18 protein-coding genes are annotated in these 19,790 nt (G+C 63.2%); 7 read left to right on the forward strand and 11 right to left on the reverse strand.

Annotated elements, in window-relative coordinates; genetic code table 11:
- Positions 1 to 324 precede the first annotated feature (324 nt).
- From msrQ to V6N07_RS07840, 3 genes are all read right to left on the reverse strand, one after another.
- On the reverse strand, positions 325 to 939 hold the full coding sequence (gene msrQ / locus V6N07_RS07830; RefSeq protein ID WP_371155420.1) for a protein-methionine-sulfoxide reductase heme-binding subunit MsrQ: 615 nt from the start codon (positions 937 to 939) through the stop codon (positions 325 to 327).
- 4 nt (positions 940 to 943) lie between these two features.
- Positions 944 to 1,840, reverse strand: a complete 897-nt coding sequence (gene msrP, locus V6N07_RS07835) for a protein-methionine-sulfoxide reductase catalytic subunit MsrP (RefSeq protein WP_371155422.1) — start codon at positions 1,838 to 1,840, stop codon at positions 944 to 946.
- 110 nt (positions 1,841 to 1,950) lie between these two features.
- Complete coding sequence (locus V6N07_RS07840) at positions 1,951 to 3,453, reverse strand: FMN-binding glutamate synthase family protein (protein WP_371156791.1); 1,503 nt, start codon at positions 3,451 to 3,453, stop codon at positions 1,951 to 1,953.
- 260 nt (positions 3,454 to 3,713) lie between these two features.
- Here V6N07_RS07840 and V6N07_RS07845 point away from each other — a divergent pair, with 260 nt between their 5' ends.
- Positions 3,714 to 5,714 (forward strand): fasciclin domain-containing protein, encoded by a 2,001-nt coding sequence (locus V6N07_RS07845; RefSeq protein ID WP_371155423.1) that lies wholly within the window; start codon positions 3,714 to 3,716, stop codon positions 5,712 to 5,714.
- A gap of 78 nt (positions 5,715 to 5,792) precedes the next feature.
- Here V6N07_RS07845 and clpB read toward each other — a convergent pair whose 3' ends face one another.
- The 5 genes from clpB to ahcY all read right to left on the reverse strand — a co-directional run bounded on the left by clpB (position 5,793) and on the right by ahcY (position 12,576).
- Positions 5,793 to 8,408: an ATP-dependent chaperone ClpB gene (clpB, locus tag V6N07_RS07850; protein WP_371155425.1), complete on the reverse strand. Its 2,616-nt coding sequence runs from the start codon at positions 8,406 to 8,408 to the stop codon at positions 5,793 to 5,795.
- Positions 8,409 to 8,588: 180 nt separating this feature from the next.
- Positions 8,589 to 8,930: a DUF2853 family protein gene (locus tag V6N07_RS07855; RefSeq protein WP_371155426.1), complete on the reverse strand. Its 342-nt coding sequence runs from the start codon at positions 8,928 to 8,930 to the stop codon at positions 8,589 to 8,591.
- Positions 8,931 to 9,001: 71 nt separating this feature from the next.
- A complete protein-coding gene (locus V6N07_RS07860; protein WP_371155427.1) occupies positions 9,002 to 9,691 on the reverse strand; it encodes an extensin family protein in 690 nt (229 codons plus the stop codon).
- 92 nt (positions 9,692 to 9,783) lie between these two features.
- Positions 9,784 to 10,995, reverse strand: coding sequence for a PRC-barrel domain-containing protein (locus tag V6N07_RS07865; protein ID WP_371155429.1), 1,212 nt, complete (start codon positions 10,993 to 10,995; stop codon positions 9,784 to 9,786).
- Positions 10,996 to 11,190: 195 nt separating this feature from the next.
- A complete protein-coding gene (gene ahcY, locus V6N07_RS07870) occupies positions 11,191 to 12,576 on the reverse strand; it encodes an adenosylhomocysteinase (protein ID WP_371155431.1) in 1,386 nt (461 codons plus the stop codon).
- Positions 12,577 to 12,712: 136 nt separating this feature from the next.
- Here ahcY and V6N07_RS07875 point away from each other — a divergent pair, with 136 nt between their 5' ends.
- Both V6N07_RS07875 and V6N07_RS07880 read left to right on the forward strand, forming a co-directional pair.
- A complete protein-coding gene (locus V6N07_RS07875) occupies positions 12,713 to 13,309 on the forward strand; it encodes a hypothetical protein (protein ID WP_371155433.1) in 597 nt (198 codons plus the stop codon).
- A gap of 46 nt (positions 13,310 to 13,355) precedes the next feature.
- Positions 13,356 to 13,805 (forward strand): N-acetyltransferase family protein, encoded by a 450-nt coding sequence (locus V6N07_RS07880; protein ID WP_371155435.1) that lies wholly within the window; start codon positions 13,356 to 13,358, stop codon positions 13,803 to 13,805.
- A 7-nt stretch (positions 13,806 to 13,812) separates the two neighbouring features.
- Here the strand turns inward: V6N07_RS07880 and V6N07_RS07885 are convergent, their stop codons facing one another.
- On the reverse strand, positions 13,813 to 13,962 hold the full coding sequence (locus V6N07_RS07885; RefSeq protein WP_371155437.1) for a hypothetical protein: 150 nt from the start codon (positions 13,960 to 13,962) through the stop codon (positions 13,813 to 13,815).
- Positions 13,963 to 14,068: 106 nt separating this feature from the next.
- Between V6N07_RS07885 and V6N07_RS07890 the strand changes: the two genes are divergently transcribed.
- Together V6N07_RS07890 and V6N07_RS07895 are read left to right on the forward strand one after the other, a co-directional pair.
- Positions 14,069 to 14,968, forward strand: coding sequence for a LysR substrate-binding domain-containing protein (locus V6N07_RS07890; RefSeq protein ID WP_371155439.1), 900 nt, complete (start codon positions 14,069 to 14,071; stop codon positions 14,966 to 14,968).
- Between the two features lie 54 nt (positions 14,969 to 15,022).
- A complete protein-coding gene (locus V6N07_RS07895; RefSeq protein WP_371155441.1) occupies positions 15,023 to 15,421 on the forward strand; it encodes a DUF2177 family protein in 399 nt (132 codons plus the stop codon).
- Positions 15,422 to 15,431: 10 nt separating this feature from the next.
- Here the strand turns inward: V6N07_RS07895 and V6N07_RS07900 are convergent, their stop codons facing one another.
- Positions 15,432 to 15,824 carry a hypothetical protein gene (locus V6N07_RS07900; RefSeq protein ID WP_371155442.1) on the reverse strand — a complete coding sequence of 131 codons (393 nt, stop codon included), beginning with the start codon at positions 15,822 to 15,824 and terminating at the stop codon, positions 15,432 to 15,434.
- A 221-nt stretch (positions 15,825 to 16,045) separates the two neighbouring features.
- Entirely contained in the window at positions 16,046 to 16,597 is a 552-nt protein-coding gene (locus tag V6N07_RS07905) for an ActR/PrrA/RegA family redox response regulator transcription factor (RefSeq protein ID WP_371155444.1), read from the reverse strand.
- 75 nt (positions 16,598 to 16,672) lie between these two features.
- On the opposite strand from V6N07_RS07905, the gene regB reads away from it, so the two are divergent.
- Positions 16,673 to 18,034, forward strand: a complete 1,362-nt coding sequence (gene regB, locus V6N07_RS07910; protein ID WP_371155445.1) for a sensor histidine kinase RegB — start codon at positions 16,673 to 16,675, stop codon at positions 18,032 to 18,034.
- Between the two features lie 107 nt (positions 18,035 to 18,141).
- Positions 18,142 to 19,731 carry a PAS-domain containing protein gene (locus V6N07_RS07915; protein WP_371155446.1) on the forward strand — a complete coding sequence of 530 codons (1,590 nt, stop codon included), beginning with the start codon at positions 18,142 to 18,144 and terminating at the stop codon, positions 19,729 to 19,731.
- Positions 19,732 to 19,790 lie beyond the last annotated feature (59 nt).

Genomic DNA, 19,790 nt, shown 5'->3' on the forward strand with positions numbered 1-19,790 from the left:
GCTGCCACCTTCAACCCCCCGAAGCATCCGCCCCGTAGCGCCTTCCAGCGTCCCGTCCAGCACCTCAGCGCCTCCGGTGAAGCGGGGTTTAGTTCCAGACATTCACAGCCGCAACAGGTTTTTGAAGAAACCACGCACTTTTCTTGGAAGTTTTGTGAATATCAATATAGATCAATACTTTAGAACTACCACTCACCCCTCAACCAACCACAACCTCCCACAAACCACCAGAATCACACACAACCAAACGCCTTAAAACGAGGCACTTCGAGCGCGGGATTGTGCCGGGAGGGGAGAAGGGCACCACATGTAGGATACACCTACCTACCAGCGACGAATCCACGTCAGGCGTGTGGCGACCAGACCCACCGCAAGGGCCAGATAGATGAGCGACTCGGTCGTCCAGACCTTCTCCTGCATGACGAAATGTATCCCGCCGAGGATCACGGCTGGATAGACCAATCGGTGCAGACGCCCCCAGGTGGCGACACCCAACCGCCGGATCGCCCCCTGCCACGATGTCGCTGCAAGCGGGAGCAGCATCAGGAAGGCGACGAAGCCCACGGTCAGATAGGGGCGCTTCACGATCTCCGCCCCGATCAACCCCCACCGCAGTTGCAGATCCAGCAGCAGCCAGACCAGAAAATGCAGCGTCAGATAGATCACCGCGAGCAGGCCAAGCGCCTTGCGGAACTTCATCAGGTTGATCCGCGCGAACCGCAACAAAGGCGTGATGCACAGGGACGCCAACAGGAACCGCAATGACAGCAATCCGAGATCGTGTTCCAGCTGTCTGACCGGGTCGATCCCCAATTGGTTGGTCAGCGCGGCATAGACGAGCCACCCTGCGGGAACGAGGCCCAGCACGTAGACCGGCCAGGTCGGAAGCTTTCGCGCCATGCCCGAGATGCGCGGCCCAATCGCCGTGATGACGGTCATCGGCTCAGAACTGCGCCGTCAGATCCATTCCGTCATACAATGACGCAACCTGATCTTCGTAGCCGTTGAACATCAGGGTATCGACACGGCGCGCGAAGATGCCGCCACCAATCCTGCGCTCACTGGCCTGTGACCAGCGTGGGTGATCGACCTGCGGGTTCACGTTTGCATAGAAGCCGTATTCCCGGGGGTTGGTCTGATTCCAGGTCGCATAGGGTTCTTCGTCGGTCAGAGAAATCCGGACGATCGATTTGATCGATTTGAAACCATACTTCCAGGGCACCACGAGGCGCATGGGTGCGCCGTTCTGGTTGGGGATCGGCTCACCATAGATGCCCGTCGCCATGATGGTCAGCGGGTGCATTGCCTCGTCCAGCCGCAGGCCTTCGCGGTAGGGCCATTCAAGACCGCCGGACCGCAGCCCGTTCATGACCTCCGGAAGGACCGCCGTTTCGAACGATACGTACTTCGCCCCCTGCTGGACGCCGACTTTGGAAAGAAGCTTGTTCAGCTCAAAACCGTTCCAGGGAACGACCATCGACCACGCCTCGACACACCGGAAGCGATAGATCCGCTCTTCGGTCGGCAGGTCCCCGATCAGATCCTCGAGAGCGTAGTCCCCCGGATTGTCCACCAGACCGTCGACCTTGACCGTCCACGGGTTGGTAACCATTGCGCCCGCGTTCTGCGCCGGGTCGGACTTTCCGGTCCCGAACTCGTAGAAGTTGTTGTAGCTCGTGATCTCTTCGTAGGTATTCGGGGTCAGAGCTTCCTGCGCGCGGGCGCTCAGGCCCAGACCGCTGGCCAAGGATCCCGCCCCCAGGGCCGCGATAAGCTGGCGCCGGTTCATCCACGCAGCCTTGGGCGTGACGTCCGCATGGGTCAGGTCTGGCTTGAACATGGTCTCTCCTCAGATGGGCTTTTCCGATACGTAACGTATATCGGGGCCCATCGGCTCCATTACTTCGTCAGATCACGACAAAGTAAGAACGGCGGAGGTCACCGTGTCCCCTATTCCGCGGCCAGCTTGCTCGCGTCTTCCGGGCGGACATGGACAAGGTGCATCGGGATGGAGGATCCGTCCGCCTGTACCAACCGCACGTGTCGACGCCGCATCTGTCGGGGTTCGGTGCAGCCGACGGAATGGGCGATCACCTCTACCTCCTTGACGATGCCGGTGGCGTAACGCGCGACCTTGCGCCACTTGTCCTCGACCACCAGCCCCTTCTGGAACCGTTTGTCGTGCGTGGTGATCCCGGTCGGACAGGTGTTCTTGTTGCACTTGAGCGCCTGGATACAGCCGAGACTGAACATGAAGCCCCGCGCGCTGGTGACGAAATCGGCACCGGCGGCCAACGCCCAGGCCACATCCCCGGGATTGACCAGCTTGCCAGAGGCGACAATGCGGATACGGTCCTTCAACCCTGCGGCATCGCGCAGGCCCGATACCATGGGCAATGCCTCCCGCACCGACATCCCCACGAGGTCGATCAGGGGCATCGGGGCGGCCCCGGTCCCGCCCTCGCCGCCATCCACGGTAATGTAGTCCGGCGCGCTTTCGACACCGCGCCGTTTGATTGCGTCGAACAACTCCCGGAACGGCTCCTCGGCGCCGCCGACCGTCTTGATCCCCACCGGCTTGCCGGACACGTCCCGGATGCGCGCGACAAGGTCAAGCAATTCCTCGGTATTGGCCGCGTCGGCATGACGGTTGGGGCTGATCCCGGCCTGTCCGACCTTGAGGCCCCGGATCCCGGCAATCTCCTCGTTCACCTTGGCGGCAGGCAGAATACCCCCTTTCCCCGGTTTCGCGCCCTGCGCCAGTTTCAGCTCGAACATCTTGACCTCGGGGTGCCGGGCCACCTCCCGTAGTTTCTCGTCGGACAGGTTCCCGTCTTCATCGCGCACGCCGAACTTGGCGGTTCCGATCTGAAAGACGAGGTCACAGCCCCCTTCGAGATGATAGGGCGACATGCCGCCTTCGCCCGTGTTCATCCAGATCCCCGCTTCCTTGCAACCACGGCTCAGGGCCTGAACCGCCGGTTTGGATATCGCGCCATAGGACATGCCGGAGAGGTTGAAGATGCTGCCCGCGGTATAGGGTTCCCGTGCAAACGGACCGATGATCATCGGATCGGTCGTGGCCGCGTCCTGATCGAGCGGCGGAAAGGCTGCGTTCACGAACAGGGGTGTGCCGGGAACGTTGATGTTGCGGGTCGAGCCGAAGGCGACCGTGTTGCCCTTTCCGTCCATGGCCCGCTTGATCCAGTCACGCTGCGCCCGGTTGAACGGCAACTCCTCCCGATCCATCGCAAAGAAGTATTGGCGGAAGAACTCGCCCAACTCCGTGAACAGATGCCGGAACCGTCCGATCACGGGGTAATTGCGCCGGATCGCGTCTTCGGTCTGGGCCCGGTCCACGATGAAAAGGACGACGGCCACTGCCGCGGCCAACCCGATCAGAAAGATGAACCCCAATGAGAGGGCCTGAACCGCCCAACCTGCCCATTCCATGAATATCATGCCGATTCCCTTCCACTGCGCAGGCACCCTGCGCGCCCCGCCTTCGGGACGCAACTGCGGCGCCACCGTTCCCGGAAGGCATCCAATCAACCGCGCACATCGGAATTGCCATTCAGCGGGCGACAAGCGACCACGGATTTCCGCCTGCGAGCGATCGAATTGATGGCAAATGAGGCCATCTCGCGTCATATTGTAAGCAACAGAACGGTGTGGGGACCGTTGTCTGCTTTCTTCCTGATAGGACGATTTTGATGGCCAGCCTTCTCGATACTGTTTCAACGAACACCGACTTCTCGATCCTGACCGCATTGGTCGGCCTGGCCGAGGCGCCATCCGGCGCCCCTGCGATCGCCGCCCTTCTGGATGACCCGGCCACGGATGCCACCGTCTTCGCCCCGACTGACACCGGGTTCGCTGAACTGTCGCAGCTTCTGGGCTATACTGGTAACGATGCCGGCCTCGTCGATTTCCTGCTGGCCACGCTGACCACCGTGGCCGAGGACAACGACCTGACACTGGGCGCATTGGTCGATACCATCCTGCGCTATCATGTCGTCGGTGGCGCCATCACGGGGCTGTCCTCGCAGGAGGTTCCGACCCTGGCCGGACAACCGCTCCGCGTTGATCCGGGCAATGGCGTGCTGATCGATCAGGACCCGGCAACACCGGATATCGATATCGAGGGATCGGAGGTCAGCGCCGACAATGGCACTGTCCGGGCGATTGACCTCGTCCTTTTGCCCAAGGTGATCCTTGGCAACGGGAACACCCTGACCATCAGCAGTGGGACGGTGACCCCTGCCCCCGGCACACCGGGCGATGACAGCATCATCGGCACGGATGGTGCGGATACGATCCGTGCCGGCGATGGTGACGACTTCGTGAATGCCGGCAGCGGTCCCGACCGCGTCTTCGGCCAGAACGGCGATGATGTCCTGCAAGGTCGTGCCGGAGACGACCGCATCTATGGCCAGAACGGGGACGACCGGCTGTTCGGCGGATCGGGCCGCGACTTTCTCGACGGTGGGGCGGGCAACGACACGCTCAATGCTGCAACGGGGCGGGACGTGGCCCGTGGCGGCGATGGCGACGATCTGATCCGTGTCCAGCGGGGCAGCGATACGGCCTATGGAGGTGAGGGCAACGACACGATCCTCGGGGACCGTGGCCGCGACATCCTCTATGGCGATGGCGGTGACGACTCCATCCTTGGCGGCAGCCAGCGGGACCTCCTGCTTGGTGGAACCGGTGCCGACACGATCGAAGGTGAAGGCGGCAGCGACCTCATCCGCGGGGAAGACGGCAACGACAGTCTCGATGGCGGTCAGGGGGACGACTTGATCTATGGCGGCGATGGGGACGACACCCTGTTCGGCGGAACCGGAAACGACACGATCGAAGGCGGCGCAGGCAATGACGTCCTGATCGCAGGCACCGGCGACGACAGCCTTGTCGGAGGCACCGGCAACGATACCGTGCAACTGACCTACACGGCAGGCGCGACGGACATCATCGTCGGCGGCAACAACAACGGAACCATCTTCGACGAGGTGACGGACGGCTTCGACGTCCTCGACATGTCCGCATCCCGCCGGGGCTGGACCGTCGACAAGGATGGAAATGCGACCTCCGGGGATCACACCGTCCGGTTTTCCGAGTTCAATGTCCTTGTCGGAAGCGATTTTGCAGACGATCTGTCCGAAAACGGCCCTTCCGAGACCAGCTTCATCGACGAGATCCATGCCGGCGGCGGGGACGATATCGTCCGGCTGAACAAGGGCGGGTCCCAGATGGACTTCGTCGACGGGGGCGAAGGCACCGATACGCTGGACATTTCCCTTCAGAACGATGGGCGCACATTCTACATGTCATCGGGCTTTCTGTCGGGGCACCGGCTGGCTGCGAACTTCGAAAACGTCATTGCCGGCGACGGGGATGACGACCTGTTCGGCACGGCCGGGAACAACCGGTTCGAAAGCGGCGCGGGCGGCGATGACCTGTACGGCATGGGCGGATCCGATACCTTCGTGTTTCAGGCGGATGGCGGGGCGAACAAGATCCACGACTTCGATACCGCCGACGATACGATCGTCTTCGATCGCGAAGGCTACCTTCCGTCTTCGATCGCCGCCGTCAGCGCCGCGGGCGAACGGTTGATCGTCGAGTTGCAGGGCCAGACGGAGGCGACCCATATCAACATGGTCGGCCTCGTAACCGAAGATTTCGACGCGATCGCCTTCGAGTTTCTTTGAATAGCCCCTTTGCATCTTCGCAAACGACAAAGGGCGGCCGATTGGCCGCCCTTCCTGTTTTGCCGAAAGGCCCGAGGATCAGTGCACCACGGCGTCCTCCGGCGGCACCCGCCCGGACGAGGCGACACGATCGCCGATCACCAGACCGTCTTCGGTCGCATGGACGGGCACGACCGTGTCGTCCGCGAGATCACCGGCCAACAGCATCTCGGCCAGCGGGTTCTGCAACGCACGCTGAATGACCCGCTTGAGCGGCCGCGCCCCGAAAACCGGATCGTATCCTTCCTCGGCAAGCCATTTGCGCGCGCTTTCATCCAGCGACAGCATGATCTTGCGACCGACAAGACGCTTGGACAACAGATCGATCTGAATATCCACGATACCGTCCATATCACTGCGCGCCAGCCGGTCGAAGATGATCGTCTCGTCCAGCCGGTTCAGGAACTCCGGCCGGAAATGCGCCCGTACGGCATCCATCACGTCGCGCTTGGCCCCGGCGGCATTCGCCCCCTCCGGCAACTGGCTTAGCGCCTGCGCGCCAAGGTTCGAGGTCAGGATGATCAGCGTCTGCTTGAAATCGACGCGACGCCCCTGCCCGTCCGTCAGCACGCCGTCGTCCAGCACCTGAAGCAGCACGTTGAAGACATCCGGATGCGCCTTCTCGACCTCGTCGAACAGAACGACCTGATAGGGGCGCCTGCGCACGGCCTCGGTCAGAACACCGCCTTCGTCGTAACCGACATAGCCCGGAGGCGCGCCGATCAGGCGGGACACGGCGTGCTTCTCCATGAACTCCGACATGTCGATCCGCACCATCGCGCCATCGTCGTCGAAGAGGAACTCGGCCAGCGCCTTCGTCAGCTCCGTCTTGCCGACGCCGGTCGGCCCGAGGAACAGGAACGAACCCAAGGGCCGCGCCTCGTCGTTCAGACCCGCGCGCGCACGGCGCACAGCGTTCGCCACCGCTGTCACGGCTGTCCGTTGCCCGATGACGCGACGACCAAGTTCGTCTTCCATCCGCAGCAGCTTCTCACGCTCGCCTTCCAGCATCCGGGACATGGGGATGCCGGTCCAGCGTTCCACGACACTCGCGATCTGCTCGGGGCGGACGGCCTCTTCGACCATCATGTCGCCCTCACGTTCCTCGGCCTCGCCCAGCTGACGCTCCAGCTCCGGGATGCGGCCGTATTGCAGCTCACCGGCACGGGCGAAATTGCCCTCGCGCTTGGCCTGGTCCAGCTCGATCCGCGCGTGATCCAACTGCTCCTTCACGTCGCGCGCCGTTTCCAGCTTGTCGCGCTCGGACTGCCATGTCGCCGTCATCTCCGCCGACTTCTGCTGCAGGTCCGACAACTCCCGCTCCAGCGTCACCAGCCGATCCCGCGAGGCGCTGTCGTCCTCCATCCGCAGGGCTTCGACCTCGATCTGCTTTTGCAGGATGTCGCGGTCCAGCGCATCCAGCTCCTCGGGCTTGGAGTCGACCTCCATCCGCAGACGGCTGGCGGCCTCATCCACGAGGTCGATGGCCTTGTCCGGCAGGAAACGGTCAGTGATGTAGCGGTTCGACAAGGTCGCCGCCGCAACGAGGGCGCTATCGCTGATCCGCACACCGTGGTGCAGCTCGTACTTCTCCTTGATGCCGCGCAGGATGCTGACGGTATCCGTGACCGACGGCTCCTCCACCATCAGGGGCTGGAACCGGCGGGCAAGGGCCGCGTCCTTTTCGACATACTTGCGATATTCATCCAGCGTGGTCGCCCCGATGCAGTGCAACTCGCCCCGCGCAAGCGCAGGCTTGATCAGGTTGGCCGCATCCATCGCGCCGTCGGATTTCCCGGCACCGACAAGAGTGTGCATCTCGTCGATGAACAGGATGACCTCGCCCGCGGCGGCAGTCACCTCCGACAGGACGGCCTTCAGGCGCTCCTCGAACTCGCCACGGTATTTCGCCCCGGCGATCAGCGCCCCCATGTCGAGGGACATCAGACGCTTGTTGCGCAGGGACTCGGGCACGTCGCCGTCGACGATGCGCAACGCGAGGCCCTCTGCGATGGCGGTCTTGCCGGTGCCCGGCTCTCCGATCAGGACGGGGTTGTTCTTGGTGCGGCGCGACAGAACCTGCATCGCGCGGCGGATTTCCTCGTCCCGCCCGATGATCGGGTCGATCTTGCCCTCGCGCGCGGCTTCGGTCAGGTCGCGGGCGTACTTGCCCAGCGCCTCATAGGTATCCTCGGCCCCGGCAGAATCCGCCGTCCGGCCCTTGCGGACATCGTTGATGGCGGCGTTCAGCCCCTGGGCGTTCACGGCGCCCGCATCCAAGGCCTCCTTCGCCTTGGACTTCACCATGGCCAGGGCCATCAGGACACGTTCGACCGGCACGACGGAATCACCCGCCTTCTTTGCAATGGCCTCGGCTTCGGTCAGAACGCGGGTCAGGTCACGGCTGACGTAGACCTGTACATTGCTGCCTGACACACGCGGCAGCTTGCCGACCGACAGGTCGACGGCCTGGCGCACCCGGTCGGGTGCACCGCCAGCTGCGGAAATCAGGTTTGCGGCAAAGCCCTTTTCATCATCCATCAACGCCTTGAGCAGGTGCTCCGGCATCAGTTGCTGGTGATCTTCACGGGTTGCGATTGTTTCGGCGGCTTGCAGAAAACCGCGGGTCCGATCTGTAAATTTCTCGAGGTTCATGGCCCCATCTCCTTGACGACAAGCACCCGCAACCGGTTCCGCCCGTCATCGGCACGGACCCCTCGGGCCTCGCTTGGCAGATGGGGTGACTGTTGCTGATCTGCAACCCTTGTCGAGACACGAAAAAGGGCGGCGTTCTGCCCAGAACGCCGCCCCATGTCGTCGAAAGGAATGCTCGTCCTAGCCGTAGACGGATTCCTTGCCGAAATGCTTGGTCAGCATGTAGTAGATCACCGCCCGGTACTTGTTGCGCTCGCTCTGGCCATATTTCTCGATCACCGCATCCAGCGCCTCATCCAGCTTCGGGCCATCCGACAGGCCCAGCTTCTTGATCAGGAAGTTGTTCTTGACCGTCTCCATTTCCTTGGGCTGGCTGGAGGCGACGGTTTCGCTGTCGGCATTGTAGATCGAGGGTCCGCATCCGATCGTGACCTTGCGCAACAGATCCATGTCGGGTTCCTCGCCGATCTTGCTGCGGATGGCGTCAGCGTATTTGCCGATCAGTTCGTCGCGCTTGCTCATGTTCGTCCCCTTGGGCTGTCTCGCGGTTCGGCGCCATGTTTGCCCTGACAGCCCAAGAAATAAAGCGAAACTTACCGACAGGTACCCCAGCCGTTCGATTGCAGGTGCAGGTGATCGGCATGGGCCGCGTTGAACTCCGGCCCGAGGACAGTCGTGAACCAGCGGCAGGCCCCGTCTCGTGCCGCGCGCCAGAAGCGCGCAGTAGCATCCGGCCCATCCCAGTTGCCGAGCAGGGGCAGGTCCCGCCCGTCCGACAGGGTCACCGCACGCACGTCGATGGCCATCGCGGTTGCATGACTGCTCAGACGTGTCCCGCCACGGATTGGCCGACAGTTGTAGCTGCCTTGGTGGGAGATGCGGACGATCGGCGCGCCAAGGGTCTGTGCGGCGGAACGTAAGGAATATGCCTCCCACGCCGCAAGGGACAGGGCCGCATTGCAGGAGGTTTCCAGGGGCGCGATGTCGACGGCGCCGACACGCCGCAACAGAACACGCGTATCGATCCCGCATCCGACGGTGTCCGAAACCAACGGGGCCATATCCTCGAACGCTGCGCCGGTTGCCAGGGCCGCGCGGCAGGTGGGACCGGACGACTGGGCCCGGCGAAGCTTCATGGAGGTCAGCGCACCGGCGGGTTGCGACAGGTCCAGCGGTTCCAACGGGTTCAGATGATCCGGCAGCGGCGTGTCAGGCGCGGTCAGCAGCCAATGACCACCCCAGATCAGGGCAACCACGACCTCAAGCCGAAAACCGATATGCATGACCCGTTTCATCGACCTGCCTGTGCTGCACATGTGAAAAGGGCCCCGCATGGTGCGGGGCCCCGTCTGTCATACCGTCAAAGCGGTGGGGATCAATTGTCGCCCATCGTCGCGTCGAGCGGCATCACTTCGCCTTCGCGGTCCCATTCGGGCATCGATTCCAGTTCGGCTTCGGTCATGGAGTTCAGGACCAACGCATCGTCCGTCTGTGTGAAGCGGTCGAGCGGGATGGCAACATCGTGCTCGCCCAGACCGAGGAACCCACCGATGCCGACGATGGCCATGGGCGTTCCGCTGGTCGTGATCAGGCGGTCGATCTCACCAACGTCATTGCCGGTCTCACCCAGAACGTTCATGCCGATCAGGTCGGACACACGCGTCCCGCCAAAGGCACCATAGGCGCCTGTCGGGGCCAGATTTGCCTCGGCCGTGTCGACGTCTGCCATCCCGGTCTCGCCGGCTTCCTCGATCACGATATCGGCTTCGGCCTGATCGACCATAATGTTCGGGTCGCCAGCCTGTTCGACGTTTACGACCGGTTCTGCGTCCGAAACGATCACTTCGCCGTCGCCTTCGGATTCGATCTCGACGTTGGCTTCAGCCTGTTCGATCGTCACCGCGGCTTCTTCCGAGCGGTTGACCCGGATCTCCGGCTCGGCCTGCGTCACCTCGACGCGAGGTTCGCTTTCCTCGATCGTGATGCGTGGCTCGGGGCGGACGAAACGCACGATCGGCTCGGGCTGCTGCACGGCGATCTGCGGCTCGGACGTGGCGACGTCGACGTTCGGCTCGGGCATCACGACGGTGATGGTCGGCTCGGGGATGGACACGACCACCTCGGGCTGGGCCTGTTCGATGGTGATGACAGGGGCCTGCTGCTCGACCGTCACGGTCGGCTCGGCCACGGTCACGGTGATTTCAGGCTGGGCCTGCTCCACCAGAACCTCGGGCCGGGCCTGATCGACGGTCACGACCGGGTCGTCCACGGTCACTTCGACGTTTGCGTCCGGCTGCTCGACGACGATCTGGCCACCCATGGCACCGGCGGACATCGTGCCACCATCGACGACGAAACCTTCGGTCTCGGCGAAACGCTCCGATCCGTCTTCATTCAGGCGAACGGCACCGTCTTCACCGATCAGCCGACCTTCGTTGTCGACCATCAGGGCGGAGCCATCGGCGTCCATTGCAGGGTTGCCGTCGGCATCGAAAAGCGCGCCATTGTCGGCGGTCTGGGCAAAGGCCGAACCAGCGACAAGGGCGAGCGTGGCGGCACCGGTAAGCAGGCGTTGATAAGTAGTCATCTTGATCTCCCGATCTTGTGATCTTGATGCCCCTCAACGGGTCAAAATGCCGCGAGGTTCCGGTTTTTCGGGACGATCCTGATTATAAAATGATGTTGGAACAAACGTGCTTAGGCATCCGTTGCACCTTTCGGACAGCAAAAAGCCCCCGATGTTCTACCGGGGGCTTTCCTGCAACAATCCGTAACGTATCGCTCAATAACGGTAGTGTTCCGGCTTGAACGGGCCGTCCTGCGGCACGCCGATATAGTCGGCCTGCTCCTTGTCCAGCTTGGACAGGCGCACGCCGATCCGGTCGAGGTGCAGACGCGCGACCTTTTCGTCCAGATGCTTGGGCAGGATGTAGACGCCGGGCTGATACTCCTCGCCCTTCTGCCACAACTCCATCTGCGCCAGCACCTGATTGGTGAAGCTGGCCGACATCACGAAGGACGGATGACCGGTCGCGTTGCCGAGGTTCAGGAGACGCCCCTCGGACAGCAGGATGATGCGATTGCCGGACGGCATCTCGATCATGTCCACCTGTTCCTTGATGTTGGTCCACTTGTGGTTCTTGAGGCTGGCGACCTGAATCTCGTTGTCGAAGTGGCCGATGTTGCCGACGATGGCCATGTCCTTCATCGCGCGCATGTGCTCGATCCGGATGACGTCCTTGTTGCCGGTCGTGGTAATGAAGATGTCCGCTGTCTCGACCGCGTCTTCCAGCGGAAGCACCTCGAACCCGTCCATTGCGGCTTGCAGGGCGCAGATCGGATCGACCTCTGTCACCTTCACGCGCGCGCCGGCACCGGCCAGTGACGCCGCCGACCCCTTGCCGACATCGCCATAGCCGCAGACCACGGCAACCTTGCCCGCCATCATCGTGTCGGTGGCACGACGGATGCCGTCGACCAGCGATTCCTTGCACCCGTACTTGTTGTCGAACTTCGACTTGGTGACGGAGTCGTTCACGTTGATCGCCGGGAACGGCAGCAGGCCCTTTTTGTGCAGGTCATAAAGACGGTGCACGCCGGTCGTCGTCTCCTCCGACACGCCCTTGATCTGGTCGCGGACCTTCGTGAACCAGCCGGGGCTGGCGGCCATGCGCTTGGCGATCTGCGCCTTGATGACGGCCTCCTCCTCGGAGGCGGGCACGGGGATGATCTCCTCCCCGGCTTCGGCACGGGCGCCCAGCAGGATATAGAGGGTCGCGTCGCCACCATCGTCGAGGATCATGTTCGGGCCGTCCTCGAACTGGAACGACTTGTCGAGGTAATCCCAGTGCTCCTCCAGCGATTGACCCTTGATGGCGAAGACGGGCGTGCCCCCGGCCGCGATGGCCGCGGCTGCATGGTCCTGCGTGGAAAAGATGTTGCACGAGGCCCAGCGCACATCGGCACCCAAAGCGACCAGCGTCTCGATCAGAACGGCCGTCTGGATGGTCATGTGCAGGGAACCGACGATCCGCGCGCCTTTCAGGGGCTGCGCCTCTCCGAATTCGCTGCGGCAGGCCATCAGGCCCGGCATTTCGGTTTCGGCAATATCCAGTTCCTTGCGGCCGTATGCGGCAAGGTCGATGTCTTTGACGATATAGTCGGTCACGGGGCGCACTCCTGCGGAAATCTGTTGCCCGGCACCTAACAGCGGTGCGACATCCGCACAATAAGACCCCGCGTCGGGCATATCGTCGCCCGGTTGCATCTTGCATCTGCCACAGCCCGCACGGCATGACGCCCCCATGGCACAGGCACGCGCATGGCAACGGATGCTTTCGGGTCGCAGGCTGGACCTGCTGGACCCGACCCCGATGGACATCGAGGTCGGGGATATCGCACATGGGCTTGCGTTCGTGGCACGGTGGAATGGGCAGACGCGTGGTGACTGGCCCTATTCCGTGGCCGAACACTCTCTGCTGGTCGTGGACATCCTCGGGCGGATGGGGCCGGTCACGCCAGCGGAGAGCCTGACTGCCCTGCTGCACGACGCGCCCGAATATGTGATCGGGGACATGATTTCTCCGGTCAAGGCTGCGGTCGGACCGGGCTATGGCGTGCTGGACGACCGGTTGCAGGCCGCGATCCACCTGCGCTTCGGCCTGCCCGCAGTAACCGATGCGCGCCTCAAACGCCGGATCAAACGCGCGGACAAAATCTCCGCCTGGCTGGAAGCGGTGCAGATCGCGGGCTTTTCCCGAACCGAAGCGGACCGCTTCTTCGGGGCCCCCGACCCGGAGGTCGCCGCCGATCTGTCGGTGGTGCTGCGCCCACCGGCGCAAGCGCGCGCCGCCTTCCTCGAGCGTCACGACAGCCTGATGGATGCGCGCGACGCGGGCTGACTGCCTTCGCTTGCATGGCGGTCCTCGACTGCCCTAGGGTCGCGCCATGTCAGGCATTCACATCAGGCGCGCCCGTCCCTTCGACGCCGGCGCCATGGCCTCCCTTCTCAACGCGATCATCGAAAAGGGCGGCACGACCGCGTTGACCGACCCGGTGACGGGTGACGTCCTGCGCGACTGGATGGCGCGTGGCGATATCTGGCACCTGGCCGAACTGGATGGCGAAATCCTCGGGTTTCAGTGGATCGGTGCGCGCGCCACCCTGCCGGACGAAGCCTGCGACATCGCGACCTTCGTTGCCTTGGGCAAGCACGGCCTCGGCGTTGGCAGCAAATTGTTCGAAGCCACGAAAAAGGCCGCGAAGACCGCAGGGTTTTCCTGGATCAACGCGACCATCATGGCCCACAACGAGGGCGGTCTGGCATATTACGGGTCGCGCGGCTTCGAAACCTGGGCGCATCCCGATGGCCGCATCGCCAAACGATACGACCTGTAGCCTTGGATCAATAGGTGCCGACGCGCGCCATCCAGCCCAGTTGCTGCGAACGCTCGGCCCCATGGGGGCGCGACGGCGTGCGCATGTGGATGGCATTGAGCGACGGGCGGCGCGACAGGGCGGCCCCAAGCAGGAAATCGGCGAACGTGGCAAGCATGTGAATCACCTTGGGCGGAGGGTTGCGTTCTGCCTCCCCCTTAGGCGGAGCGCCGTGTCTCGCGCCACTCTGGATTATTTTCCAAATGTAAGTCAAACTGACAGGTATGACCGATTGGCGCAACATACCCTCCCTCTCTGCCCTGCGCGCGTTCGAAGCCGCCGTCCGCTGTGGCAGCCTTTCGTCCGCCGCGCGGGAACTGAACGTGACGCATGCCGCGATCGCGGGACATGTTCGCGCGTTGGAGCAGTTCTTTGCTACGTCCCTTCTGACGCGGGCCGGCCGCGGGATGGAACCGACACCGGAAGGCGCCCTGCTGGCCCGCGGCCTTCTCGAAGGGTTCGACACGTTGACCGCCGCCTGCCGCGACCTGAGCGACCGAACGAGCAGCCGTCCCCTGTCCGTGACGACCACGCCGACCTTTGCAGAGCATTGGCTGATGCCCCGTCTCGGCGCGTTCTGGGCCGAAAACCCGGACGTCAGCGTGACGATCACGCCGACGCCGGACCTGACCGACCTGCGCCGCGACGGCTATGACATCGCGATCCGTTACGGCGAAGGAAACTGGCCGGGCCTGGATGTCGAGCCCTTGCTGACGGGGGATTTCATCGTCGTCGCCTCGCCCGGCTTGGCGGACAGGTTCCGTCGCGCGACGCCCGAGGTTCTGGCACAACAGATCTGGCTGATGAGCGAGAACCGCGCCGAGGAACCCCATGTCACCGGCGCGCTGGGGATCGAGCCGGGGGAGTTGCGGGTCTATACGCTCGCGACGAACGGCATGGTTTTGTCGGCCCTGCGCGCCGGAATGGGTCTTGGCCTGCAGAACCGCACGTTGATTCAGCCAGAGCTCGAAATGGGGCGACTGGCCGCCGTCACGGACATGAAACTCAACAACGTCGGCTATCACATCGTCACCCGACCCGACGCCACATCGGACTCCTTGCAGAGGTTTCGCGCCTGGCTGCGCGCGCGTCCGGCAACGCAGGCCTATGGTTGGGCGGGCTGATAGATCCAAACGGCCCTCGCGTCCGTAGAAGATCGGACAAGGAAAGGTCATCCCATGCAGCTTGCGATCCTCTACGGCAGTTCAGCCGCCTTTTTCCTGATCGTTGACGCGATCATGTTGACGCTTGTGATGAAGCCCCTGTTCGAACGGCATATCGGCGACATGCTGCGATCCCCGATCGATCTGGCGCCTGCGGCTGTCTTCTATCTCTTCTATGTCGCGGGCCTGATCTACTTCGTGTCCCTGCCGGCCCTGCGCGAAGGCAGCGTGATGACTGCCGCCCTGAACGGGGCCATTCTTGGTGCAATGGCCTATGGCACTTATGAATTCACATCCAAGGCGGTCCTGAAGAACTGGGACTGGTCCATGGTGATCACGGATACGACATGGGGCGCCGTTCTGACCGGTGCGACGGCTGCCTTCGGCGTCTGGGTGGCGCGCAGCCTAGCCTGACGCCGATGCGTCAGAAACAGGTTTGACCGGCGGCTGCGCGGTCGGCCTGTTTCGCGTCAGGCGTCTGCCATCCGACGAATGCCTCGCCGCGAAACACGAGGATCAGGCCCGACCGCAGCGCGACGGCATCGTATCCTGCGGCAGGGCATTCACTATCTACGGGGTGCTGCCCGGTTATGCGTTCGACGGTCTGCAACACGCCCGGCCGATCCCGTCCGAACCCGATCTGTCGACCGCCAGACGCCGAGACGTCAAGACCATCCGGTGCAGGCGTCAGAACATGTGGTGACGGGTTTTCCACCGCAACGGACGGCCTGCCCGCATCCGGGTCGGACCGTATGCACCCGGCAGTCGAAAGGCAGACGACGACCGCGCACAGGGCGGTCGGGACATTCCTGCACATTTGAAACCTGACCTTTCACCCGAAGATTAATGGCATCTGCAGGTTAGACTGCCATGACGGGGCTGCATAGCTTGCCCGTCGAGCACAGGCGAAAATTGCAAGCCTGAAGGGCTTTCGCAGGCGAAAACGGATGTTCCGGCCCGCCGCAGTAGGCGGATCGGGAGCGGTAGTTCAAAGCCGGCAGGCCGCGCACCGCACGCAGGCCTGCCGTGCCCTGCGGATCACCGCGGGCTGCGCTTTGCAAGGATCCGTTGCAGGGTGCGGCGGTGCATGTTCAAACGCCGCGCCGTTTCCGAGACATTGCGGTCGCACAATTCGTAGACCCGCTGAATATGCTCCCACCGCACGCGGTCCGCACTCATGGGGTTTTCCGGGGGCGGCGGCAGGTCATCCGCCTTGCACAGAAGCGCGTTCATGATGTCGTTGGCATCTGCGGGCTTGGACAGGTAATCGGTCGCGCCGATCTTGACCGCCGCAACGGCGGTGGCAATCGCGCCATACCCCGTCAGGACCACGATCTTGCTGTCCGGGCGCCGCTCTCTCAGACGCTCCACAACATCGAGGCCATTGCCGTCTTCGAGGCGCAGGTCGATCACCGCATAGGCCGAAGGACGCTGGCTGGCCTTGGCAATCCCCTCGGCCACGGAAGACGCCGCCTCGACTTCGAAACCGCGTTTTTCCATCGCCCTTTCCAACCGTCGCAGAAACGGCTCATCGTCGTCGACCAGCAGAAGTGTCTTGTCCTGCCCGAGTTCCTGTAACGCCTCACCCATGTCGTAAGTCTCCGGCCTCTTGTTGCGATGTCTGTTTGCAGCTTTCCTAGCCGCCCAACGAACTAGATAGGCCGTATGACCGATCAGTCGACTCACACGCTCCTGCCCCCCGAAGCGCGTATGCCCCGCGTGCGCCTCAATACTCTGGTCAATCTTCGGTGGCTGGCGATCCTCGGGCAGACCATCACCGTGGTCGTGGTCAGCTTGTGGCTGAGCCTGTCGATCGAGCTTGGCCTCTGCCTTCTGGTGATCGGGGCCGCCGTGGTCGCGAACCTCATCGCCATGACGGTCTACCCGTCCAACCATCGCCTGACCGAACGGGATGCCTTCGGCTTTCTGGCGTTCGACCTCGTGCAGCTGACGGTGCTGCTGTTCCTGACGGGCGGGCTGAACAACCCGTTCGCCCTGCTGTTCCTGGCCCCCGTCACCATATGTGCGACCGCCTTGTCCCTCCGGTCCACGTTGATCCTCGCGACCGCCGCGCTCGCGATGATTTCACTTCTGGGGGGATACCACATGCCCTTGGTGACGCCGGACGGGCAGCGGCTTCAACTGCCGCCCTTGCATCTTCTGGGCTTCTGGATCGCCATCGTGGTCGGAACGATGTTCCTTTCGGGCTTCGCCTCGCGTCTGGCGCGCGAGACGGAGGCCATGTCCCATGCCCTGCTGGCAACGCAGACGGCCCTCGCGCGGGAACAGAAACTGCAGGATCTGGGCGGTGTCATCGCCGCGGCGGCCCATGAACTGGGCACGCCCCTTGCGACCATCAAGCTCGTCTCGAGCGAATTGGCCGAGGAGCTGGCCGACTCCCCCGATCTGCGGGACGATGCGGAACTGATCCGGGAACAGGCCAATCGTTGCAGGGATATACTCAGGTCCATGGGACGCGCAGGGAAAAGCGATCTGCATCTTCAGGCGGCCCCCATCGAAGCCGTGGTGCGCGAGGCGGCCCAACCCCACGAAGATCGCGGCATCCGCATCCACTATGATTTCGAGTATCCCGACACCTCCATCGCCGGCGGCCCCATGATCCGGCGCCTGCCGGAGGTCATTCACGGTCTGCGCAACATGATCCAGAACGCTGTGGATTTCGCGAACGAACAGGTCTGGGTCGACGTGCGGTGGTCTGACGACGACGTCACGATCCGGGTCATCGACGACGGTCCCGGCTATCCCGCCGAGGTGCTGACCCGGCTCGGCGACCCCTTCCTGCGGTCCCGTCGAAACCGTCCCGACTACGAGGGGATGGGATTGGGCCTGTTCATCTCCAAGACCTTGCTGGAGCGGACGGGGGCCCGCGTGATGTTCGCGAATGGCGCACCACACGGGTACCGCCCGCCGGCCGTGCGCGGCGGTGCCATCGCAGAGGTCTGCTGGCCCCGTTACGCGATTCAGACCAGCCGTGGCGGCCTTGGACAGAATACGCCCCTGTTCTGAGCGCCTGCCCCTGCGTCAAACGCCCTTAATGTCGCCACAATTGGTTAAGACCCCCTTAACCATTCGAATGCGATGCTGGGCCGTCTTTTGTGACGGAGCAGGTTTACATGGCAGCAACGACACTGGTTCTGCTTTCACTCCTTGGTGGAATGATCGCGGGTTTGATGGCTCTCGCGCTGGTCTTGTGGCTGGCACCCCGTTCTCAGACCAAACTGCGACAACCTGCGCCGGAAAACCTGTCCGAGCCTCGGATCTTCATCTTCAGGAACCAGTACCTTGTCGACAATTCCGAGAACGTCGGCTTCCTCGTATCGACGCCGATCGATCATCTGAAGGCGTGGGATGAACTGATCGATTCCCTTTGCGGCATGGCGGACGATGTTCCCGCGGCTTTCGAGGAGTTGCGCGATACCGGGCGGGCCTTTCGGTTGGAGGGACGATTCGGCAATGATGGCATTCTGATCGTCGGTGTCCGCCAGGGCGAAGACATCCGCATCTCCGTCGCCTCTGCCGAAATGGCGCAATCGTCGATGCGCATCGACCTCGCCAGCTTCAAGATGCTCGAGGAGGATGCCGCCCTTCTCGCCGAAAGCAGCGACAGCACCCCGACGCTCAGCTGGGTGACGAATGCCGAAGGGCAGGTGATCTGGTCGAATGCCACCTATGCGGAGGTCGCGGCAAGGTGCATGGGGCCCGATGCAAGTCGCAGCTGGCCCGTGGTCAGCCTGTTTCCCGGCCAGGCCAGCGCGCCACCGGGCATGGCACGGCGGCAGATCATCGATCAGGAAGGTCAGCGCCACTGGTACGAGATCACCAGCCTGCCTGCGGATGCTCAGGGCCGACGCCACATGCATGCCCTGTCGCTGGATGCCGTGATTACCGCCGAGGACAACCTGCGAACATTCATCCAGACCTTGACGAAGACATTCGCCCATCTGCCGACGGGGCTGGCGATTTTCGATCGGGAGAATACGCTCGCGATGTTCAACCCTGCGCTGATGGACATGACCGGCCTCGACGGCAGCTGGCTTTCGCGGCGCCCAAAACTGGCCGATTTCTTCGACGCCCTTCGCGACCACCGCAAATTGCCGGAACCGCGCGACTACAAGGCATGGCGCGACGGGCTCAGCGATCTGTCGCGCGTCGACCCCGGCGGGACCTACCGCGAGACATGGACCCTGCCGACAGGCCAGACCTACTGCGTCACGGGCCGCCCGCAGGCGGACGGTGCCGTCGCCCTGATGCTGGAGGACATATCGGCCGACGTATCCGCTTCGCAGACCCAGCGCGAGGAGCGTGAGGCATTGCTAACTGCCCTGTCGGCAAACGATGATGCCGTCATCGTGTTTTCCCGGGACGGTCGCTGCATCGCCGGAAACACCGTGTCGATCCTGCATCTGGCGGAAAAGGAAAGCGGTGCCCTGCCCGAAACACTCGGCAGTTGCATCGACCTCTGGCGACAGCATTTCGCACCCAGTCCGGTCTGGGGCGATCTGCGCAGCTTTGCGCGGGCAGACATCGGCGAAGCCGAGCGGACGGAGTGGTCCGAGACTCTGCACTGCCTTTCGGGAAAAGGGGTGTCGATGCGCGTCCTGCCATCCCCCGGCGGCGGCCTGACCCTCTGCTTCTCGGAAAGTGCGGCCGAAACACTTTTGCCGCAGGCCGATGCCGCCTCGGCCGAAGTCTCGATGGCGTGACCGCATCGCAGACCATGTCGCCCCCTTGCGCGGCCCGCGAGGGGGCGTCTAAGTCGGTC

This window comes from Jannaschia sp. 2305UL9-9 (assembly GCF_041403465.1).
Classification (GTDB): Bacteria; Pseudomonadota; Alphaproteobacteria; order Rhodobacterales; family Rhodobacteraceae; genus Jannaschia.